14 protein-coding genes are annotated in these 17,511 nt (G+C 30.1%); 3 read left to right on the top strand and 11 right to left on the bottom strand.

What is annotated here, in order from left to right; translation table 11 throughout:
* Nucleotides 1-6 precede the first annotated feature (6 nt).
* Nucleotides 7-903: a metallophosphoesterase gene (locus tag EGM88_RS11760; protein ID WP_123898490.1), complete on the bottom strand. Its 897-nt coding sequence runs from the start codon at nucleotides 901-903 to the stop codon at nucleotides 7-9.
* Between the two features lie 5 nt (nucleotides 904-908).
* Nucleotides 909-2,828 (bottom strand): M1 family aminopeptidase, encoded by a 1,920-nt coding sequence (locus EGM88_RS11755; protein WP_123898489.1) that lies wholly within the window; start codon nucleotides 2,826-2,828, stop codon nucleotides 909-911.
* A 64-nt stretch (nucleotides 2,829-2,892) separates the two neighbouring features.
* On the opposite strand from EGM88_RS11755, the gene EGM88_RS11750 reads away from it, so the two are divergent.
* Nucleotides 2,893-4,476, top strand: a complete 1,584-nt coding sequence (locus tag EGM88_RS11750) for a S41 family peptidase (protein WP_123898488.1) — start codon at nucleotides 2,893-2,895, stop codon at nucleotides 4,474-4,476.
* A gap of 86 nt (nucleotides 4,477-4,562) precedes the next feature.
* Nucleotides 4,563-5,609, top strand: a complete 1,047-nt coding sequence (gene thiL / locus EGM88_RS11745) for a thiamine-phosphate kinase (RefSeq protein ID WP_123898487.1) — start codon at nucleotides 4,563-4,565, stop codon at nucleotides 5,607-5,609.
* A gap of 95 nt (nucleotides 5,610-5,704) precedes the next feature.
* Here thiL and EGM88_RS11740 read toward each other — a convergent pair whose 3' ends face one another.
* Both EGM88_RS11740 and EGM88_RS11735 read right to left on the bottom strand, forming a co-directional pair.
* Nucleotides 5,705-6,811, bottom strand: a complete 1,107-nt coding sequence (locus tag EGM88_RS11740; RefSeq protein ID WP_123898486.1) for a TlpA disulfide reductase family protein — start codon at nucleotides 6,809-6,811, stop codon at nucleotides 5,705-5,707.
* Between the two features lie 32 nt (nucleotides 6,812-6,843).
* Nucleotides 6,844-7,638, bottom strand: coding sequence for an alpha/beta fold hydrolase (locus tag EGM88_RS11735; RefSeq protein WP_123898485.1), 795 nt, complete (start codon nucleotides 7,636-7,638; stop codon nucleotides 6,844-6,846).
* A gap of 37 nt (nucleotides 7,639-7,675) precedes the next feature.
* Between EGM88_RS11735 and brnQ the strand changes: the two genes are divergently transcribed.
* Nucleotides 7,676-8,950 (top strand): branched-chain amino acid transport system II carrier protein, encoded by a 1,275-nt coding sequence (brnQ, locus tag EGM88_RS11730; RefSeq protein ID WP_123898484.1) that lies wholly within the window; start codon nucleotides 7,676-7,678, stop codon nucleotides 8,948-8,950.
* A 2-nt stretch (nucleotides 8,951-8,952) separates the two neighbouring features.
* On the opposite strand, the gene EGM88_RS11725 is transcribed toward brnQ, so the two are convergent.
* The 7 genes from EGM88_RS11725 to EGM88_RS11695 all read right to left on the bottom strand — a co-directional run bounded on the left by EGM88_RS11725 (nucleotide 8,953) and on the right by EGM88_RS11695 (nucleotide 17,131).
* Nucleotides 8,953-9,495, bottom strand: a complete 543-nt coding sequence (locus EGM88_RS11725) for a DUF4287 domain-containing protein (RefSeq protein WP_123898483.1) — start codon at nucleotides 9,493-9,495, stop codon at nucleotides 8,953-8,955.
* 82 nt (nucleotides 9,496-9,577) lie between these two features.
* The gene (locus tag EGM88_RS11720) at nucleotides 9,578-11,080 is read right to left on the bottom strand and encodes a YfcC family protein (protein WP_123898482.1); all 1,503 of its coding nucleotides are present in this window, start codon (nucleotides 11,078-11,080) and stop codon (nucleotides 9,578-9,580) included.
* A gap of 73 nt (nucleotides 11,081-11,153) precedes the next feature.
* Nucleotides 11,154-11,801, bottom strand: coding sequence for an HAD family hydrolase (locus EGM88_RS11715; protein WP_123898481.1), 648 nt, complete (start codon nucleotides 11,799-11,801; stop codon nucleotides 11,154-11,156).
* Nucleotides 11,802-12,145: 344 nt separating this feature from the next.
* Nucleotides 12,146-13,576 (bottom strand): bifunctional metallophosphatase/5'-nucleotidase, encoded by a 1,431-nt coding sequence (locus EGM88_RS11710; RefSeq protein WP_123898480.1) that lies wholly within the window; start codon nucleotides 13,574-13,576, stop codon nucleotides 12,146-12,148.
* 293 nt (nucleotides 13,577-13,869) lie between these two features.
* Nucleotides 13,870-15,534, bottom strand: coding sequence for a glycoside hydrolase family 30 protein (locus tag EGM88_RS11705; protein WP_123898479.1), 1,665 nt, complete (start codon nucleotides 15,532-15,534; stop codon nucleotides 13,870-13,872).
* A gap of 548 nt (nucleotides 15,535-16,082) precedes the next feature.
* A complete protein-coding gene (locus EGM88_RS11700) occupies nucleotides 16,083-16,679 on the bottom strand; it encodes a mobile mystery protein B (protein ID WP_123898478.1) in 597 nt (198 codons plus the stop codon).
* Nucleotides 16,670-17,131 (bottom strand): mobile mystery protein A, encoded by a 462-nt coding sequence (locus EGM88_RS11695; RefSeq protein ID WP_123898477.1) that lies wholly within the window; start codon nucleotides 17,129-17,131, stop codon nucleotides 16,670-16,672. The genes EGM88_RS11700 and EGM88_RS11695 overlap by 10 nt, the downstream gene beginning before the upstream one ends.
* Between the last annotated feature and the right edge of the window lie 380 nt (nucleotides 17,132-17,511).

The raw sequence follows: 17,511 nt of genomic DNA, 5'->3' as shown, positions 1-17,511 counted from the left end.
ATAATATTAAAGATATAATTCTAGCGGTTGAGGTCCTGCCAAAATTGTTTTTACAATACTGTTTTCTCCATTATTGTTTTGTTTAAAATGCCATTTTACCATTGCAATTTCTAAATTTTCAATTTCCAACCCAATAATAGAGTTTGGGTGTACACAACTACCATCATTAAAATAAGGTAGTAACCCAGGGTCTGGAAAACGCGGCCTGTGTGTATGGCCTGCAATTACCATTTGATTGTTGTTTTGTATCATCCAATCTTTTAGTTTTAGCTCTATTCTATTTAGTGTAGTGTTGTTTTTTGCAGGGCTTGTAGGATCCTTAAAATTAAACCAATTTTGTAAAGGTTTCCATAAATAACGAACAAAAAAGCGACTTACTTTCCAGAAACGGTAATTGAACCAATCCGCTTGATGACCATGAATTAAAAATATTTTTTTATCAGTATTTTCAATTTTTAAGAGCATACTTTCATGGTATTCTAAATTAAAAAGGCGTTCTTTTTGTTTGATATTTTTTGGCGGAAAAACTTTGTACAACATTTTTTCAACAGCCAATGGGTCACCAAAAATCATGTCGTGGTTGCCCCAAAGTAAATACAATCGGTTGTCATCATAAAATAATTTTAGTAATTCAAATGTACTTTTATGAGCTTTATAAATAGGTTCAAAAGAATAGTTTTCCCAAAGTTCAATACCATCACCTAATTCAATGTAAGTATAATCTTTTTCAAAATAGTCTCTAATGGCATGTTGATAGATAGTTGTGTTGTGTAAAAAGTCATCAGCATAACTATTATCACCTTTATGCAAATCGCTAAAAAAAATAATTTTAGAGTCTTTATTTATTGTTAAAGATTTGGCCTTGTTAAAGGCATTGTCTAAAATGGAGTGTGTCAAACCCATTGTAATTACTGTTTTAAAAACGATTTATAAATACTAGTTGTTGCCGTTTTTATATGCATAAAGTATATGCCGTTGGTTAAGGTGGAAACATCTATTGATTGCTTTGCTGAAAATTGATTTTCAAGTTGGCCTAATGCATTATAAATTGTAATTTTTTCAATTGGTATTTGACTTGAGTTTTTAATTGTTAATTCTTTTGAGACAGGATTGGGATAAACTATAAAATGAGAAGCTTCATATTCATTTACACCTAACACTACAGCATTATTATTTGAAATCAAATTATTGTCAGGGTCAATTAATACTTGAGCCACTTGAAAATTGACGGTTTCTGTAAATTCTTGTCCGTTGGAAGTATTGTTTAGTACAATATCTAAAATTTCGTTATTAGTTCCTATAATTCGAATGGGTACTGGTGCTTCAAAAAAGTTAACTGAAGTATGACTCTGTGTTTGATTTAGAGTAATTGTTATTTGGTTATTTTCTGGTTGATACCAGGTTACAGAATAACTTGGATGACCTTCGCCATAAATCCAATCATTAAAAAAATCAGACAAATCTATACCGCTTGCATTTTCTAAATGAGCAATTAAATTGGGCGTTTTTGCATACTTATAAGCTAATTCTGGGTCTGATAAATAATTTTTTATTCCTTGAAAAAAAGTGGCATCTCCTAGTTTTTTACGTAGCATATGCAATACCATGGCTCCTTTTGTATATGAAAGTCGTCCATTAAAAATTCTGTTTACACTTGTAGTATCAGTATCAGACAAATATACTGAGCCATTAGTCTGTGAAGTAATTTGACTTACTGCGTTTGTTCTCCAGTTTTTAAAAGCATTTTCACCGTCTAAATTTTCAATTGTTATAGCTGTTAAATAAGTTGCAAAGCCTTCATTAAGCCAAATGTCTTTCCAACTGCCACAAGTTATTTTATTACCAAACCATTGATGGGCAAGTTCATGTGCGATTAAATCTCTATTAAAACTTCCCATAAAAGATACTGTGGTGTGCTCCATCCCTCCACTAAAGCCACATTGTGCATGTCCATATTTTTCATCAGCAAACGGATATTCTTCAAATAAATTTGTAAATAGATTCATTATATCAACGGTTACTGGGGTTTGATTTTGAGCTGAAACTAAATTTTCTGGATATACATAATTAATAATCTCAAAAGGATTTCCATTGTTTGAAACAGTATGTGAGTAAGTTTCGTAATTGGTTACCGCAACGGCTATTAAGTAAGCGGGAATAGGATATTTGTGTTTAAAATGTGTTATTTTTTGTCCATCTTCTATGTTTTGGCTTTGTTCTAAGCCATTAGAAACGGCAGTATATTGTTGTGGTGTTTTAATATAAACGTCTATACTGTCTATTTTATCATTTAAATCTTGTTTGCAAGGCCACCACCCTTTAGCTCCATAGGGTTCAGAAAGCGTCCAAATAACAGGAATATTGTTATGAAAACGTTGTTCAAAAAAACCAAAACCAGAACTTTGAGGTTCACCACTATACGTTATTTTAACTGATGTAGATTGCCCTTGTAATAATGTTTCTGCCAACGTAATAACGAGTTCGTCATTTGTGTTTTGAATAAATTTTACAGGAGTTCTCCCTTGAAATACTGAAGAAACAATCAAGTCCTCGTCCAAATCAAAAGTTACAGTGTTTAAATCTTCTTTTGCTTTAAACGTGGTGGTTACATCACCTTCAATAAATACTACTTCTGGGTTAATTGTCCAATCCATACGATGATAAGTAATGTCGTAATTAGCAGTATTAACATTGGTCTTATAATTAATAATTTTACGGGCTGCTTTTGATTCAGATTCAACAATAGATAATAGGTCTAATTGTTGAGCATATACAAAACAGTATGCAACAAAGAAAAGAAACGTTAATATGTTTTGCTTTAGCGGCATAAATAGTATTTTTGGAGTTTAAAAGTACCAATATTAATTGAACTGATTTGAACTTTTTGTATTTATGCAAAAATCATTGTTATTTTTTTGTATTTTACTTGTATTGTTTTCATGTAAAAGTGTTAAAACATATAATGAACAAATTTCTGCAAACCATTCTGTACGGGGATTGAAAAAAGATGTTGATATTGCTTATGGTAAACTTCAAAAATTACATCCAAGATTGTATCAATACATTTCTAAGGATAAATTAGATTTTAAGTTTGATAGTCTTAAAAAAACGATAACACAACCATTGTCTAGTAAACAATTTTATGAAAAAATTGCTCCTGTAATTGCTGAGGTTAAACAAGGGCATATAACAGTAAGTCCACCTCATAATCAATTTAATAATAAAGAAAAAAAAGAACTACTAAAAAAGAAATTTGAATTTTATCAACTTGATTTTGAGTTTTTAGAAGACGATTTGTGGATTGTAAATACAAATGGTATTGACTCAACACTTGTTGGTAGTAAAGTGATAAAAATAGAAAATGATTCGGTAGTTAAACTTATTAATAACTATAAAAAGTTATTTTCTTCAGATGGATATAATACTACTTTTAAAAATAGATTTATAGGATTAAGATTTTCTGGTTTTTATTACAAAGACAAAGGTTTTAAAGATAGTATTACATTAACATTAAGTAAATCAGATTCCATTTTTAGTAGAGTTTTTAGAAGAATACCTAAAGATTCGACTTTGGCGAGTACAACTGTTGATTCACTTAAAAAAGTAAAATTGAGTAATGACCAAAAAAGAGTATTAAAAATAAAAGAAAAGCAAAAAAGAAAGGATAATTATAAATATGGTTATGAAAAATCTAGAGATAGATATACCCGTAATTTAAATTTTTTAGGTAAAGATAGTACTATTGCTTTTATAAAAATTAGGAGCTTTGGTAATGGAAATTACAAAGTTTTTTATGATGAAAGTTTTGCAAAAATAGATTCAGCTAAATCAAAGTATTTAATATTAGATCTTAGAGATAATAGTGGAGGTAGGTTAGCGGAGGTTGATAAATTATATTCTTATTTAATTGATGAGAAGTATCAGTTTATTAATAAAGGAGAGACTAAAACAAGACAACCTTTTTTAAAATCAATGCTTTCAAAAGGTAGTCCAACGGGTTTAAAAGTTGCTGCAGTGGTAATGTCACCTTTTATAGGTGTTTATAACTTATTTAAATCAGAAAAAAAAGAAGGGAAACATTATTATTCTTTTCCAAGTGTAAAAGTTAAAAAGCCTAGTCTAAATAACTTTAAAGGAGATATTTATGTGTTAATAAATGGTAATTCTTATTCGGCTTCTTCTATTTTATCTACCAATTTACATGCTACAAAAAGAGCAGTTTTTGTTGGAGAAGAAACAGGAGGAGCTTATAACGGAACGGTAGCAGGTCTTTTTAAAAATGTTGAATTGCCAACTTCTAAAGTTGATATGGTATTTGGTTTGGTACAAATTGAAGCTCCTTATAAAACAGAGCCAGATGGTTATGGTATAAAGCCTGATGTAGAAATTATACCTACCATTGAAGATAGATTAAATAATAGAGACCCTGAATTAGAGTGGGTATTAGAGGATATAAAAAGTAAAGAAAATAATTAACGAATAGATTTTAATAATCTAGTAAAAGTAAGTTAACGTAGAGTAAAAAATCTCCAAAAGTATTGGAGCTAAAACGATAAAAAAATATGCTAGAAGATAAAAACGAAAAAAGAACATCATTGGCAGAGTTAGGTGAATTTGGTTTGATAAATTATTTGACAGATGCTATAAAATTAAAGCATAAATCGTCAATAAAAGGTGTTGGTGATGATGCTGCGGTATTAGATTTTAAAGGCAAACAAGTTTTGTTAACGACAGATTTATTAATTGAGGGTATTCATTTTGACCTTTCTTATATGCCTTTAAAACATTTAGGATACAAAGCTGTAATGGTTAATTTATCTGATGTGTATGCTATGAACGGAACTCCTACTCAAATTACGGTTTCTTTAGCGGTATCTAATCGTTTTCCATTAGAGGCTATTGAAGAATTGTATTCTGGAATTCATTTAGCTTGTAAACTTTATAACATCGATTTAGTTGGAGGAGATACGAGCTCTTCAACCAAAGGATTATTAATTAATATAACTGCGTTGGGTGAGGCCAAAAAAGATGAAATAGTGTACAGAAATGGTGCTAAGGTTAACGATTTATTGGTTGTTACTGGAGATTTAGGAGCAGCATATTTAGGATTACAGGTTTTGGAACGTGAAAAACAAGTTTTTCAAGCAAACCCTAATGCTCAACCCGAATTAGATAATTATACCTATTTGGTAGAGCGGCAATTAAAACCGGAAGCAAGAAAAGATATTCCTGTTTTATTAAAGGAATTAGGTGTAAAACCAACCTCTATGATTGATATTAGTGATGGTTTGTCTTCAGAAATTATACATATATGCAAGCAAAGTGAAGTAGGTTGTAATTTGTATGAAAATAAAATTCCACTTGATCCGCAGGTAATATCTACTTGTGAAGAATTTAATATGGATAGTACAACTATTGCTTTAAGTGGAGGAGAAGATTATGAACTGTTGTTTACTATTGATACTGAAGACTATCCAAAAATAAAGGGTAATCCTAATTTAACGGTAATAGGACATATTACTGAAAAAAATGAAGGAATGCACTTAATAACTAGAGCTAATCAAAAAGTGGAGTTAACTGCTCAGGGTTGGAATGCGATGGCTAAGTAACGTTCTGAATTTTTCTAGAACCTTTTAACTTTATTACTTGAATTTTACCTAAAGGCTTAATTTTAGTTTTTAGGTAAAATTTTGGTAACAGTTACTTATTTAAATAACTTATCTATTAATTTTTTTAGTTCTTCGCCGTGTAAATCTTTGGCAATAATTTTCCCTTTGCTATCAATTAAATAATTCATAGGTAAGGCGGTTACGGCATAGTTGTAAGCTGCATCGGTTTTAAATCCTTCTAAAGACGAAACATTAGTCCAACTTCGTTGGTCTGTTTCTATGGCTTTAATCCATTGTTCTCTATTGGTATCTAACGACACTCCGTAAATTTCAAAACCGTTATTCTTATAGTTTTTATACAATTGATTTAAAACTTCACTTTCTCTACGACAAGGGCCACACCAACTTGCCCAAAAGTCAATTAACGTGTATTTTTTGTTTAAAGAATAAAGACTAACCGTAGTTTTATCAGCAGTTTCCATTACAATACCCGATGCTTTTCCACCAACTGTAGTTTGTTGTAAACGACTAACTTTTTCTCTTAATTTTTTTGAAATAGATAAATTTGGATGAGCCATTTCAAAATTGGAAACCAAACTATCAAATAAATTTATATTTTCTTGACCTTTCCATCGTAATGAAGTGGGATACAATGCAATGCTAGTACCCATTTTTTCTTTTATAAAAGTATTTAACTCTTCCAAATGTAAAGTGTAATTCTTTATTTCTAACTTTCCTAAAGAATCAATCTTTTGGGGATTAGGATTTTCAGATTCATTTTCAGCTACAATTTGTTTTCGTATTGATTGTACTAATTGTTCTAAAGAATTAGCTCTTAAATTTTCATATTCCATCAATAATTCGGTGTCTTTAGAACCTGTTATTTTTGTATTAGAATTATCAATTTCAATAGAAATAATTTGCCCTTTGTCAATGGCTAAGGGTATTTTTTTGTTCGCATTAATCTGTAATGAATAATAATGAGGCTGAACCTTAAAGCTTGCTTTAAATTCTCCGTTTTCAGTTAATGTAATGGTATCTATTAACGTAGTTGTTTTTCTTTCAATATCACTTTCTTGAAATAAAACAATATAATTGGTTTCAGGATTTTTAATACTTCCTTGAATTGTAAAAGTTGATTTTTCATCTTTTTTACAAGATGTAAAAAAGATGATGGTTAATAAAAATAATATTTTATTCATCTGTATGTGTTATCAGAGTTTAGTCGATAAAATTATCGGTTATTACAAGACTTTATAAATTGTTTTAATGTTTCTATAGTTTCTGTTGTATTTTCAATATAACTCATGTGACCGTCAGGTAATTCAACAACATTCACATCAGAATTTTTTAACTGACTTTTTAAAGATTCCGCATCTAACACAGGGTCTTTTTTTCCAACAATCATTAATTTTTTAAACGTACTTGATTTAAATAAAGGTAAACGATTTTTACGAATTTTCATACCTTCTAAAGAAGCAACAATTCCTTGAACAGAACATGACAATGCTTCGTTTATTACAGCATCAATTTCTTTTTTATATGCCGCTCTATTATTTTCAGAAAAAAGATTAGGGATAGACATTCTTATAAACATCTTATGATTTTTTTTTACAGCTTCTATTGCTCTATCTCTATTTGTTTTTTTCTCTTTGCTATCAGGTTTGGCTGTTGAATTCATTAAACACAACCCTTTTACAGTTGTTGGAAATAATTCAGCAAAAGCAAGGCAAATGTATCCTCCCATACTATGACCAACCAAAATGTATTTCCGTAACCTTAAATGATTTAAAACTGCTTTTACCATTTCAGCTTGTGTTTCCATAGTATGTATATATCCAAGATTCTCAGATTTTCCATGACCTAATAAGTCAATTGCTATTACCTTATTTTGTTTAGATAATGTATCTGAAACAGCATTCCACATGGTTAAATTTTCTAAAAATCCATGAAGTAAAACCACAGCAGGTCCTTTACCAGAAACGCTGTAATTTATTGTAGTATTTTTATAGTTTAATTCAAAATTCATACTACAAAAATAGATATATTTGCTTCAAATTTACGAAGTGAATAAAACAAAAGAAGTTTTAATTACGGGGTTTGCTTTGTTTTCGATGTTTTTTGGAGCAGGCAATCTTATTTTACCTCCTTTTTTAGGACTAAAATCAGGTAATGATTGGTTTTGGGTAACTATAGGTTTTGCAATTACAGGTGTTGTAATTCCTATTCTTGCAATTTTTGCTCATGCTCGTTTGCAAGGGACTATGTTTGATTTTGGTAAAAAAGTATCACCACTATTTAGTTCAATTTATTGTTTTATAGTGTACATAATAGTAATTGCACTACCAGCTCCAAGAACAGCAGCAGTTACACATGAAATGTCTATTGCACCCTTTTTTGACGTCAGTTCTATTTTTACAAGTACCATCTACTTTATATTGGTTTTTATTTTTGCAATTAATAGAGCAAAAGTATTAGACCTATTGGGGCAGTTTTTAACCCCAATGATTATTGCCATATTATTGGTAGTAATAGGTGTTTCCATATTTACAGAACCTACTTCTATATTAGAACCTACATTTAAAGCACCTGTTATTTCTGGAATGCTAGAAGGATATCAAACTTTTGATGCCATTGCTGGACTTGTAGTAGGTGGAGTTTTAATTGTATCATTAAATATAACAGGACATCATAGTTTCGAAAAAAATAAAAAATTAGTTTTAAAAGCTGGAATTGTTGCGGGTTTAGGACTTCTACTTATCTATAGCGGATTAATTTACAGCGGTACAATTTTTAGTGCATCTTTTGTTGAAAATGCTAGTAGAACTGAGATATTATCTGGATTAAGCACTTTTACATTAGGTAAAATAGGAACTGTATTTTTAAGTGTTTTGGTAGCTTTGGCATGTTTTACTACGGCGGTTGGTATTATTACTGGTACAGCAGATTATGTAAAAGGAATTACAAACAATTCGCAACCTGCTTATGTGTTAACTGTTTTTATTGGTTGTGTTTTAGGTATTGTTATGGGGCAATTTAATGTCCAGTACATTATTGATGTAGCCATACCAACGTTAATGTTTATCTATCCAATAACTATTGTATTAATTTTGTTAAATACAGTGTCAGAACAGTATGCTTCAAAGCTTGTTTTTCAAGCTGTGGTTTTGGTTACTTTATTATTTAGTATTCCTGATTTTTTACAGTTTTTTATGCCTAATAGTTTACAAGGAATTCAGAAATTTATACCGTTTTCTCAATATAGTTTTGGTTGGGTTTTACCCGCTTTTATAGCTTTTTTGGTGGCAAACTTTTATTTCCACAAAAAACAAAAAGTATAGTATCATACCGATTTTTCATAAGCTTCTTTTAACCAATTTATTAATTGATTATCAACATCTGCTATGCTATTTAGTTGAACTCTATGTGTACACATTGTGCCAAAAGGTCCAGAATTTCCAAGCCGTTCAGTAGTTGGTTTGTCTTTTAGTTTTAAACCTAAATCAATTCGAGTTTTAGTAGCTGGTTTTATTAGAGCAAATTGTCTTTTTCTTATAATACTTACGCTCGTTTTTTTAGGAGTTATAGTAACATCATTACCAAAATCATTTACAATAGAAATTAGCTTTTTATATATAGGAATTAAGTTTTCTTTGCCTTTGTATTGATTTTCTATCAAATCTTCTGGAGCTTTAGTATCTTTTTTTGATAATGTTACAATAGTATTGGCAAACCCATGAGTAACCTGATGTTCTTTCTTTAAATAATTAACAGCTTGTCCGTGTTTTTCAAAATTTTTAGATTGTAATATCTTTTTCCATTCCTCTAAAGATTTGCCTGTTTTTTCAGGCATATTGGCAATCATTGTTTGAAGTGATTTTTCCATAGTTTTAAATTTTATAACATTCTAATTTACACTTTTTTGTGGTAAAAAATAGGTTTGTATAAAAAGTTAAAGTGTTAGAATTTTATAAATACACAGAAATGGTGAGTACTAACATGGTTACTAAAACTAATATAATAAATAATGGTGTTATAAATTTTAGCCATTTATTAAAGCCTATTTTTACAATGGCAAGAGATGCTAAAATAAGGCCTGTAGGATTGATAAAATAAAATAACCCTAAACCATATTGATAGGTGTTTACAATAATTTCTCTACCTACACCAACAGTATCAGCCAAGGGAGACATTACAGGCATTGTTAAAACTGCCATACCTGAAGAAGAAGGAATAAAAAAGGATAATCCTCCATAAATATAAAGCATTACATTAACAAAAACGCCCTTGTTCATACCTTCAGTTACTGTACTAGCATGGTATAACATGGTGTCACTAATTAATCCATCATCCATAAGTACAGAAACGCCTCTAGCTATACCAATTATAAAGGCTACTCCTAATAATTCTCCTGCACCTTTAGAAAATGCTTCTACAAAGTTGACTTCTTTTATTTTTGCTATAAAACCAATAATTATTGCAGCTACTAAAAAAGTGGACGTCATTTCTACAAACCACCAATCTAATTTAGAAACTCCAACAATCATTATTACAAAGCTTAAGGTAAATACTAATAAAATTAAACGTAATCTGTTTGTTAATTTTAGGTTAGATGTTGATTTTTTAAGGTGAAATAAAGCTTCAATTTCTTCCTTTTGGTCGTAAATAATAGATTTGGTAGGATCGTTTTTTACACGTTTGGCATATCTTAGTATGTATAAAAGACTAATACTTAGTATAATAATTAACATTAAAAATCGTCCGGTAAGTCCTGTAGTCCAATTGATACCTGCGGCATCAGATGCAATAATGGTAGAAAATGGATTAACGGTTGAACACATCGTGCCAATAGAAGACCCTAAAAAGATACATGCTAAACCAACCATAGCATCATATTTTGCGGCAATAAAAACAGGAATTAGTATTGGAAAAAAGGCTATGGTTTCTTCTGCCAATCCAAAAGTAGTTCCGCCTAATGCAACTAAACAAGTAACCAGTATAATTAAAATAAACTCTCTTCCTTCTAAGGCTTTGGCTAGCCAAGCAATACCAGCATCAAAAGCTCCTGTAAGATTCATAATACCAATAAGACCACCAATAATTAAAACAAGAAAAATGATATCAGCTGCGGCAATAATACCTTTTATGGGCGATTGTACAAAAGCTACAAATCCTTGTGGTTGAGCATCTAATTGTTGATAGGTTTTAGGAATGCCAATAGGTTTATAAATAGCACCACTTGTAAATTTTTCTATTGGAATTTTAATCTGTAAGCTGTCTAACGTTTGTTGGGTTGCTGGTAAGGTTGTGGTGGTTTTCAAACTTGTTTTTATAAAGGTTTTGGCCTCAGTATCATAGGATAAACTATCGTATTTACCCGCAGGGATTATCCAAGTTAGTAAAGCAACAATACCGGAAATAATAATTAAAATAGTTTGTGCTGAAGGGAATTTTAATTTTTTGAAATGCATCTGACAAGGGTTGGTAGGTTATACGAACAAGTTAAGAATTATTTTAAAGGCTATTATTTTTGCGTTATCAATTTTACAACGATTTTATTAAATCTATGGGATGCTCTAGTGTTTGTTTTGCTCCGCTAGTTATCAGTTCTTTTTTTGTTCTAAAGCCCCAAAGTACACCAACTCCATGCATATTTGCATTAGTAGCTGTTTGCATATCTATATTAGTATCACCAACATAAATTGCTTCTTGAGGTTTTATATTTAATTGCTCACAAATTTGTAATGCTACTAACGGATTTGGTTTTTTATGTGCTTCAATTTTTAACCCTTTTACAATACTAAAATAATTGGGCAATAAGGCTTCTACAATTTTTTTAGTGAAATGGTCTGCTTTATTAGAAAAAACCGCAAGTTTTAATTGGCGAGCTTTTAATTCGTCAAGCAATTCAATAATACCATTATAAGGTTTTGTTTTAATTGTACAATTGTCACTATAAATGTCTAGAAATTGATGGCGACATAAAGTCACCGTTTTTTCATCTCTGGCTATTTTAGGTAAGGCTACTTGTACCAAGTTTAAAATTCCTTTTCCGGTAAATGACTTATAGTCTGCTAAGGTATGAGTAGGAAAATTATAATGAGACAATACACTATTCATTGCATTTGCAATATCTTCAAGTGAGTTCACTAATGTGCCATCTAAATCAAAAATTACGCCTTTAAAATTCATGTTATTGTAATGTGTTGAAATTCAAAATTACATTAACTTTCTTAAAAATGTTATGGCTTTAGTAGTTATTTTGTTCCTTTTCTATCTGTATATTTCTACAATAATAGTATGTAAGTGGTTTCAAGAGACACAAAAATAATAGAAAATGGATGGATTATAATTTTAGACGCTTGTGCAATGCTTCTTGTTATTATTATCAAATCTTTCGGTCTGATTTGCCAATTACTTTTGCGTATATATCTTCAATCAAATTTTATAGGTTTGTCTTTTGACAAAAAAAGAGGATAGAGTTTAATTAGTATTTTAAGTTTATAAAACATTTTACTTAAAACCCTATTTTCAAATTATTGGAACCTAAAATAATTATTACAATCAGGATAGTTTACTTGGCTATTGTAATTTTTTAGGTAAGATATAATTGTTTCGGCAGCAGTTAACGTCTGAATATTTCCATTTGAAGGAAAGTAATTTTCGTAAACAGCAGGAATGTAATCAATCGTTCCAACAGACAGTATAGAAGTATTAGGAATTATGTTGTTATTTAAGTCTTTAATTACAATAGTATTTCCACTTTGTTCAATTTGAATACCTGAATAATAAAAGCCAGATTTTGAACCTATTAAAAAGTTTTTAATTTCAGCAACACTCATTTCGTAGATAACAGTACCGTTATTAAATGGAGATATTTCAAAAATTTCTCTATTTGTTATTTCTCCTTTATTTAAAGTTGAACGTACCCCTCCAGTATTTTGAAATGTAACATCTACATTCATTGTGTTTTTTAAGGCATCTGTATAAAAACAACCTACTTGAGACTTGTTATGATATGAATGAGCATATCCAATAACTTCATTTAAATAGGGTAAATCATTATAATCATCTATAATGGTTTTTAAGTCAGCGTCATATTCAGAATAGGTATTTAAATCTATTAATTCGTAATCTATGGTTTGTACAGTTTTGTCTTTAATAGTCAATTCAATTTTACCAAGACCATTTAAATTAGCTCCAGACTGAAATATTGGAATAGTGTTAATAGTAGTGTTTATTTTCTGATGAGAATGACCTCCAATAATAAGATCAAAATAAGGATATTGTTCAGCAATTTGAGTATCACCTAAAGAATTACGCCCAGCATCAAAACCCAAATGCGTTAATGCAATGTATAAATCAGCATTTTCTTGCGACTTAATATTAGCATATTTGGTTATTACATTTTCTGGTCTTTCAAAAGTTATATTTTTAACTCTCCAGGGATGCGTAGAAGGAATTGTTTTGGTATCACTTCCATTGGTTTCTACTAAACCTAAAAAGGTAACTTTTACATCTTCAACACTTATGGTTTGATACTCAAAAGGATCAGGCACGCTAGAATTTTCCATATCAACATTTGCACAAACCCAATCAAAATTAGCTTGATTCATTCGGTCGGTTAATATAGATTCTCCATAGTCAAATTCGTGATTTCCAATTACCGAAATATCAAATCCAACACGATTCATTACATCAATCATTGGATAGCCTTTTTGTGGATGATTGTCTACCACAGGATTTCCTGAAAATATATCGCCACTGCAAACTGTAATAACATTTGTTTCTTGCTTTTCTAAATCTATTATATGCTTAATTTTAGAAAAATTATTCAATTGCCCATGCTGATCATTTATAAAGAATATTGTTAAATTCTTTACTTTAGATTGTATGACTTCATTTTCTTCTGAACATCCTGTAATTATAATGAAAACAGCTACTAGAAAAATGGATATTTTTTTCATGTATTTATTTTAGTAAAGCCTATGGTGTTGGCTAATGTATAGTTGTTTATTTAAGCACCGAATTTAGCAAATAATAATTAAATAGAAAGTTATGGAAACACAATTAGAGTATACAGTGTAAGCATTTTTAAAACTAGAAAAAGTTGTTTAATATATTTATATTATTTAAAACGGTTTTATAATTTTGTTGAGCTAATGTTTTGATAATTTACAAACACACCTAATCTTGGTAACTGTTTATACATTTATAGCTTTTACTATTTTATTAAGGATAGATTTACCAAGAAGCTTTTTTAATTAGTTAAATTCGTTTTGGTTCGTAAAAGAATAGTTTGCATAGCTTTTGGTGCAATTTGCGTAGTATAACTGTCCGCTTCTATTGCTATTGCTAAACGGTATGGTTCTTCGTTATTGTTATAGACAACAATGGCAATTGAGCCATCGGTATTTTTAGCGGCTGTGTAAATGAGACCTTCTACATCTTCACCGTTTAAACCAATTCTATGGGCGTCTGGCCGTATGAATTTACTAAAATGACTTAATAAATAATAAAGTGGAGTATAAATAACATCATCAGTAGTTGGATTGATAAGTACTGGAGCACTATTAAAATTATCGTAAGGATTTGGTTGTCCTTGGTTACTCAATATGATGCACCATTCAACATATCCTTGAGTTCCATGATTTAAATCTGTAATTATATCGTATGCATAAGTTTCAAAAGGTATAAAAGTACCTGCATAGTCAGTACTTTCTCTCCAATATTGTCCAATAGGATCGTCAGCATCAATATCTATACTTGATTCTGAATGAATCATGCCTTTATCTGGCCAAGTTTCTCTTAACTTAGTCAGTTCTTCGGCATAATAGTTATTTGCTTTTAATTCAGAGTTTGCATACCAATGAAAAGCAGTTCCCCAGGCATATTTAGAAGCTTCTGGGTCTTGGTATGTAGGTGTTACATAATCGTTTAAGGTCGATTTATTGTGATCGTATATGAGAACATGTAATCCAGAATCCAAATCATCAAGATTAAGATGGCCATCTTTAACAAGTTGTGGGCCAAGATAATCTCTTAAAAAGTCTCGACCTTGTTCTGGAGTAAATCCATTACTATCCCAACGGGCATCATGATAATGAAGAGGTTCGTTTTGAGGTGTTATTGCCCAAATGTCAATTCCTTTTTCAGCATAGGCACTTACATATTTTGATAAGTATTTTGCCCATAAATCGTAATATTTTGGAAGTAAGGTTCCGTTAGTCATTTTAGAAGTTTCTCCTGTTTTCATCCAAGACGGAGGGCTCCAAGGCGAAGCAATTATTTTAAAGTTTGCATCAGGTATATTGGATGCTTCTAAAATCATAGGGATTAGATCGTAATTAGGGTCTATCAATTCTATACCACGTACTTGATCATTTTCATCACCAGTAAATCCTTTTAAATCTTCATGTATGCTAAACGTTGAAAGATCTTCATCACCTTCTTCAACATAGGTATAGTGGTTGTTTGAGTAATCACTACTGTTAATATGGGTTCGTGTGAGTGAGAATCCGGCACCTTCTGTTGGACTAAAAAGTTTAGTTAAAACCTCTTTACGTGCTTCTAAAGGAATAGTTGCCAAGTTCCATGCAGAAGATTCTGTAAATGAAGCTCCGAAACCATAATATTTTTGAAATTGTTCATTCGGAAGAAGCTCTAAAGTTACTTGCTTAATTTCTTTAGACGTTGTTTTTGCTTCAGTATTGGTAATTAATTTGAGGTTGTCACCAGCCTGAGAGGTTTGATAAACATCTATACTATAATTTTGATTTTCTTTTTTAGACGTACAACTTAAAATCAGAGAGGACATAACCATAAGAGATAACCAACTAATTTTGGTTACAATAGAGTTTTTTAAATAAGATTGAAAGTTAAATGTTTTTTTTTGACGTTTTTTTTCGACAGTTAATATTCTCATTTTTTGTTCAGGTCTAAGGATAAGGTTATCGGTTAATTTTATAATACCATTGAATTTACGCTGATAATTCAAATTAAAAAAAAATCAGTTTTAGAGTATAAAGATAAGTGTAATCTTATTTATTTGTATAAATTAATTTCATTTTTTGCAGCTCTTTTAGTGTGAATTACGTTATAAAAGGTTCGTTTTCTATAAAACCTAAACGAAAACCAAGTTTGGCTAAATTAAGAGAATCTATAAATTGATTTATTTACCTAACGCTGTTTTTAGATTCAATAGCACCTTCAAGCGAAAAGTGGGAAAAAGACAGGTCTGTTTTCGGTCTTTTCCAATAATAAATTTTATGGTTAGAAGATACGGTAAAACTGAAAAATAATGAAGAATTTACTCCATTACAAGCATTTAATTATTAGATAGTCTGACGGTCTAGTATAAGAATAGTAGCGGATTTATAACCATGAACTTTTCGGTTAAATACAGACTATTTTTATATTTATTTACTTTTGTTTAAGCACCAAAACCGCTATTATTTTTATAAAATGTTGGCTTTAGTTTTTTGCAAATTCAATTAGTGGTTTAACATTTCCATTGTCTGCTTCTTTTAATGCATTAATGTACTCTTTTCTAATTTTGTTAGCTTTTATCATATTAGACTGATACCACGAAAATATTTCATTTCCAAATATTGATTCCATAATAATGTCAGCCATCATTCTCGAGTGTCTTCCATTTCCATTTGGAAAGCAATGGATGGATACTATACGATGTTTAAATCTTATAGCTATTTCTTCAGGTGGAAAAGTTTTGTTTTCTACCCAATACTTAGTGTCGTCTAATAAATTTTTTAATTCAATTCCAATTTGCGTCCAAGGAATTCCAATGTTCTTTTCAGTCTTTCTAAAATCGCCTGCCCATTTCCATACATCACCATACATTTTTTTGTGCAAGTCTCTTACAAACTTCTCAGTTAAAATTTTTTCAAGTTTGAATTTTGTATGAATAGTCCATTCGACTGCTTTTTCAATATTCAATTGCTCAAATTCATCTAGTTCTTCTTGAGTAGTAATAGACTTTATTTTAAGACCTTCCTTTTCTTCTTCGTCTAAAGGTGTTTGTCCTTCTTTATAATCGAATTCTAATCCCATAATGATTTTTTCATCTCTCGTTTTATTTCACCAGCAAGTTCTTTTATGGTTTTATTTATTTTTTCATCTCCAATTCCTTGGTCCTCTAATTTCATATTTTGATTAGTCCTTAAAACTATTTTTCGTGCTAACTTTTCAGCTTTTATTTGAATTAAATCGTTTATGGTACCATTTAGTGGGACCAGTGCATATACTAATTTCAAGTCAATTGCATTGGCTACATCTTTTAAAGAATTAAGCGTTATCGTACCATTAGCTTCACTTTCCTCTATTCTTTTTACTCCTTGTCTTGTTATATTTAATTTGGCACCAAGTTGTGCCATTGTCATATTAAGTGATGTCCGAATTGTATTTATCCATCCACGTTCTGGGACCAGGACCTTTCTGGTTTCAGAGAATGGTTGAAGTTTTTGGTCCAATTGCTCAATTAAAAGTTTTTGCTTATTTCTCATTTTTGTAACTCTTTAAGTTTACAAAATAATATAATTGTAAACATATGAATTTACAAATATATAAAAAAGTAATCTTATATGTTTACAAGGAACAAAAAAAGTAAACAATTAAGTTTACTTTTTGTTTTTCTTTTAAATTAATGCCAACGGTTAGTATATGAAAAGTAGGCGATTTCGAAGCACTAAATTTTCGGTTAATCACAAGGTTTGATACGAGTCAAAAGCCTTGATTTCATTACTGTTACGCCTATTTTTTATATACATCTTAAGTTTGTCTTTTAATAAATTTGTTACTTAATCAGAAAGAATAAAAGAGAGAATTAAGGTTAATATATACGGTGAAGCTAAGACTTCGACAACATTGGTAATCCTCTCTCTTT

The sequence above is a fragment of the Aureibaculum marinum genome (assembly GCF_003813905.1).
GTDB classification, from domain to species: Bacteria; Bacteroidota; Bacteroidia; order Flavobacteriales; family Flavobacteriaceae; genus Aureibaculum; species Aureibaculum marinum.
The sequence above is the reverse complement of the archived record's forward strand: the minus strand, read 5'-3'. Positions and strand labels throughout refer to the sequence as shown.

Bases quoted from the DNA above. Each gene is read 5' to 3' on its own strand.
- EGM88_RS11760 (WP_123898490.1), bottom strand. From the start codon at position 903: ATGGGTTTGACACACTCCATTTTAGACAATGCCTTTAACAAGGCCAAA.
- EGM88_RS11755 (WP_123898489.1), bottom strand. From the start codon at position 2,828: ATGCCGCTAAAGCAAAACATATTAACGTTTCTTTTCTTTGTTGCATAC.
- EGM88_RS11750 (WP_123898488.1), top strand. From the start codon at position 2,893: ATGCAAAAATCATTGTTATTTTTTTGTATTTTACTTGTATTGTTTTCA.
- thiL (WP_123898487.1), top strand. From the start codon at position 4,563: ATGCTAGAAGATAAAAACGAAAAAAGAACATCATTGGCAGAGTTAGGT.
- EGM88_RS11740 (WP_123898486.1), bottom strand. From the start codon at position 6,811: ATGAATAAAATATTATTTTTATTAACCATCATCTTTTTTACATCTTGT.
- EGM88_RS11735 (WP_123898485.1), bottom strand. From the start codon at position 7,638: ATGAATTTTGAATTAAACTATAAAAATACTACAATAAATTACAGCGTT.
- EGM88_RS11725 (WP_123898483.1), bottom strand. From the start codon at position 9,495: ATGGAAAAATCACTTCAAACAATGATTGCCAATATGCCTGAAAAAACA.
- EGM88_RS11720 (WP_123898482.1), bottom strand. From the start codon at position 11,080: ATGCATTTCAAAAAATTAAAATTCCCTTCAGCACAAACTATTTTAATT.
- EGM88_RS11715 (WP_123898481.1), bottom strand. From the start codon at position 11,801: ATGAATTTTAAAGGCGTAATTTTTGATTTAGATGGCACATTAGTGAAC.
- EGM88_RS11710 (WP_123898480.1), bottom strand. From the start codon at position 13,576: ATGAAAAAAATATCCATTTTTCTAGTAGCTGTTTTCATTATAATTACA.
- EGM88_RS11705 (WP_123898479.1), bottom strand. From the start codon at position 15,534: ATGAGAATATTAACTGTCGAAAAAAAACGTCAAAAAAAAACATTTAAC.
- EGM88_RS11700 (WP_123898478.1), bottom strand. From the start codon at position 16,679: ATGGGATTAGAATTCGATTATAAAGAAGGACAAACACCTTTAGACGAA.
- EGM88_RS11695 (WP_123898477.1), bottom strand. From the start codon at position 17,131: ATGAGAAATAAGCAAAAACTTTTAATTGAGCAATTGGACCAAAAACTT.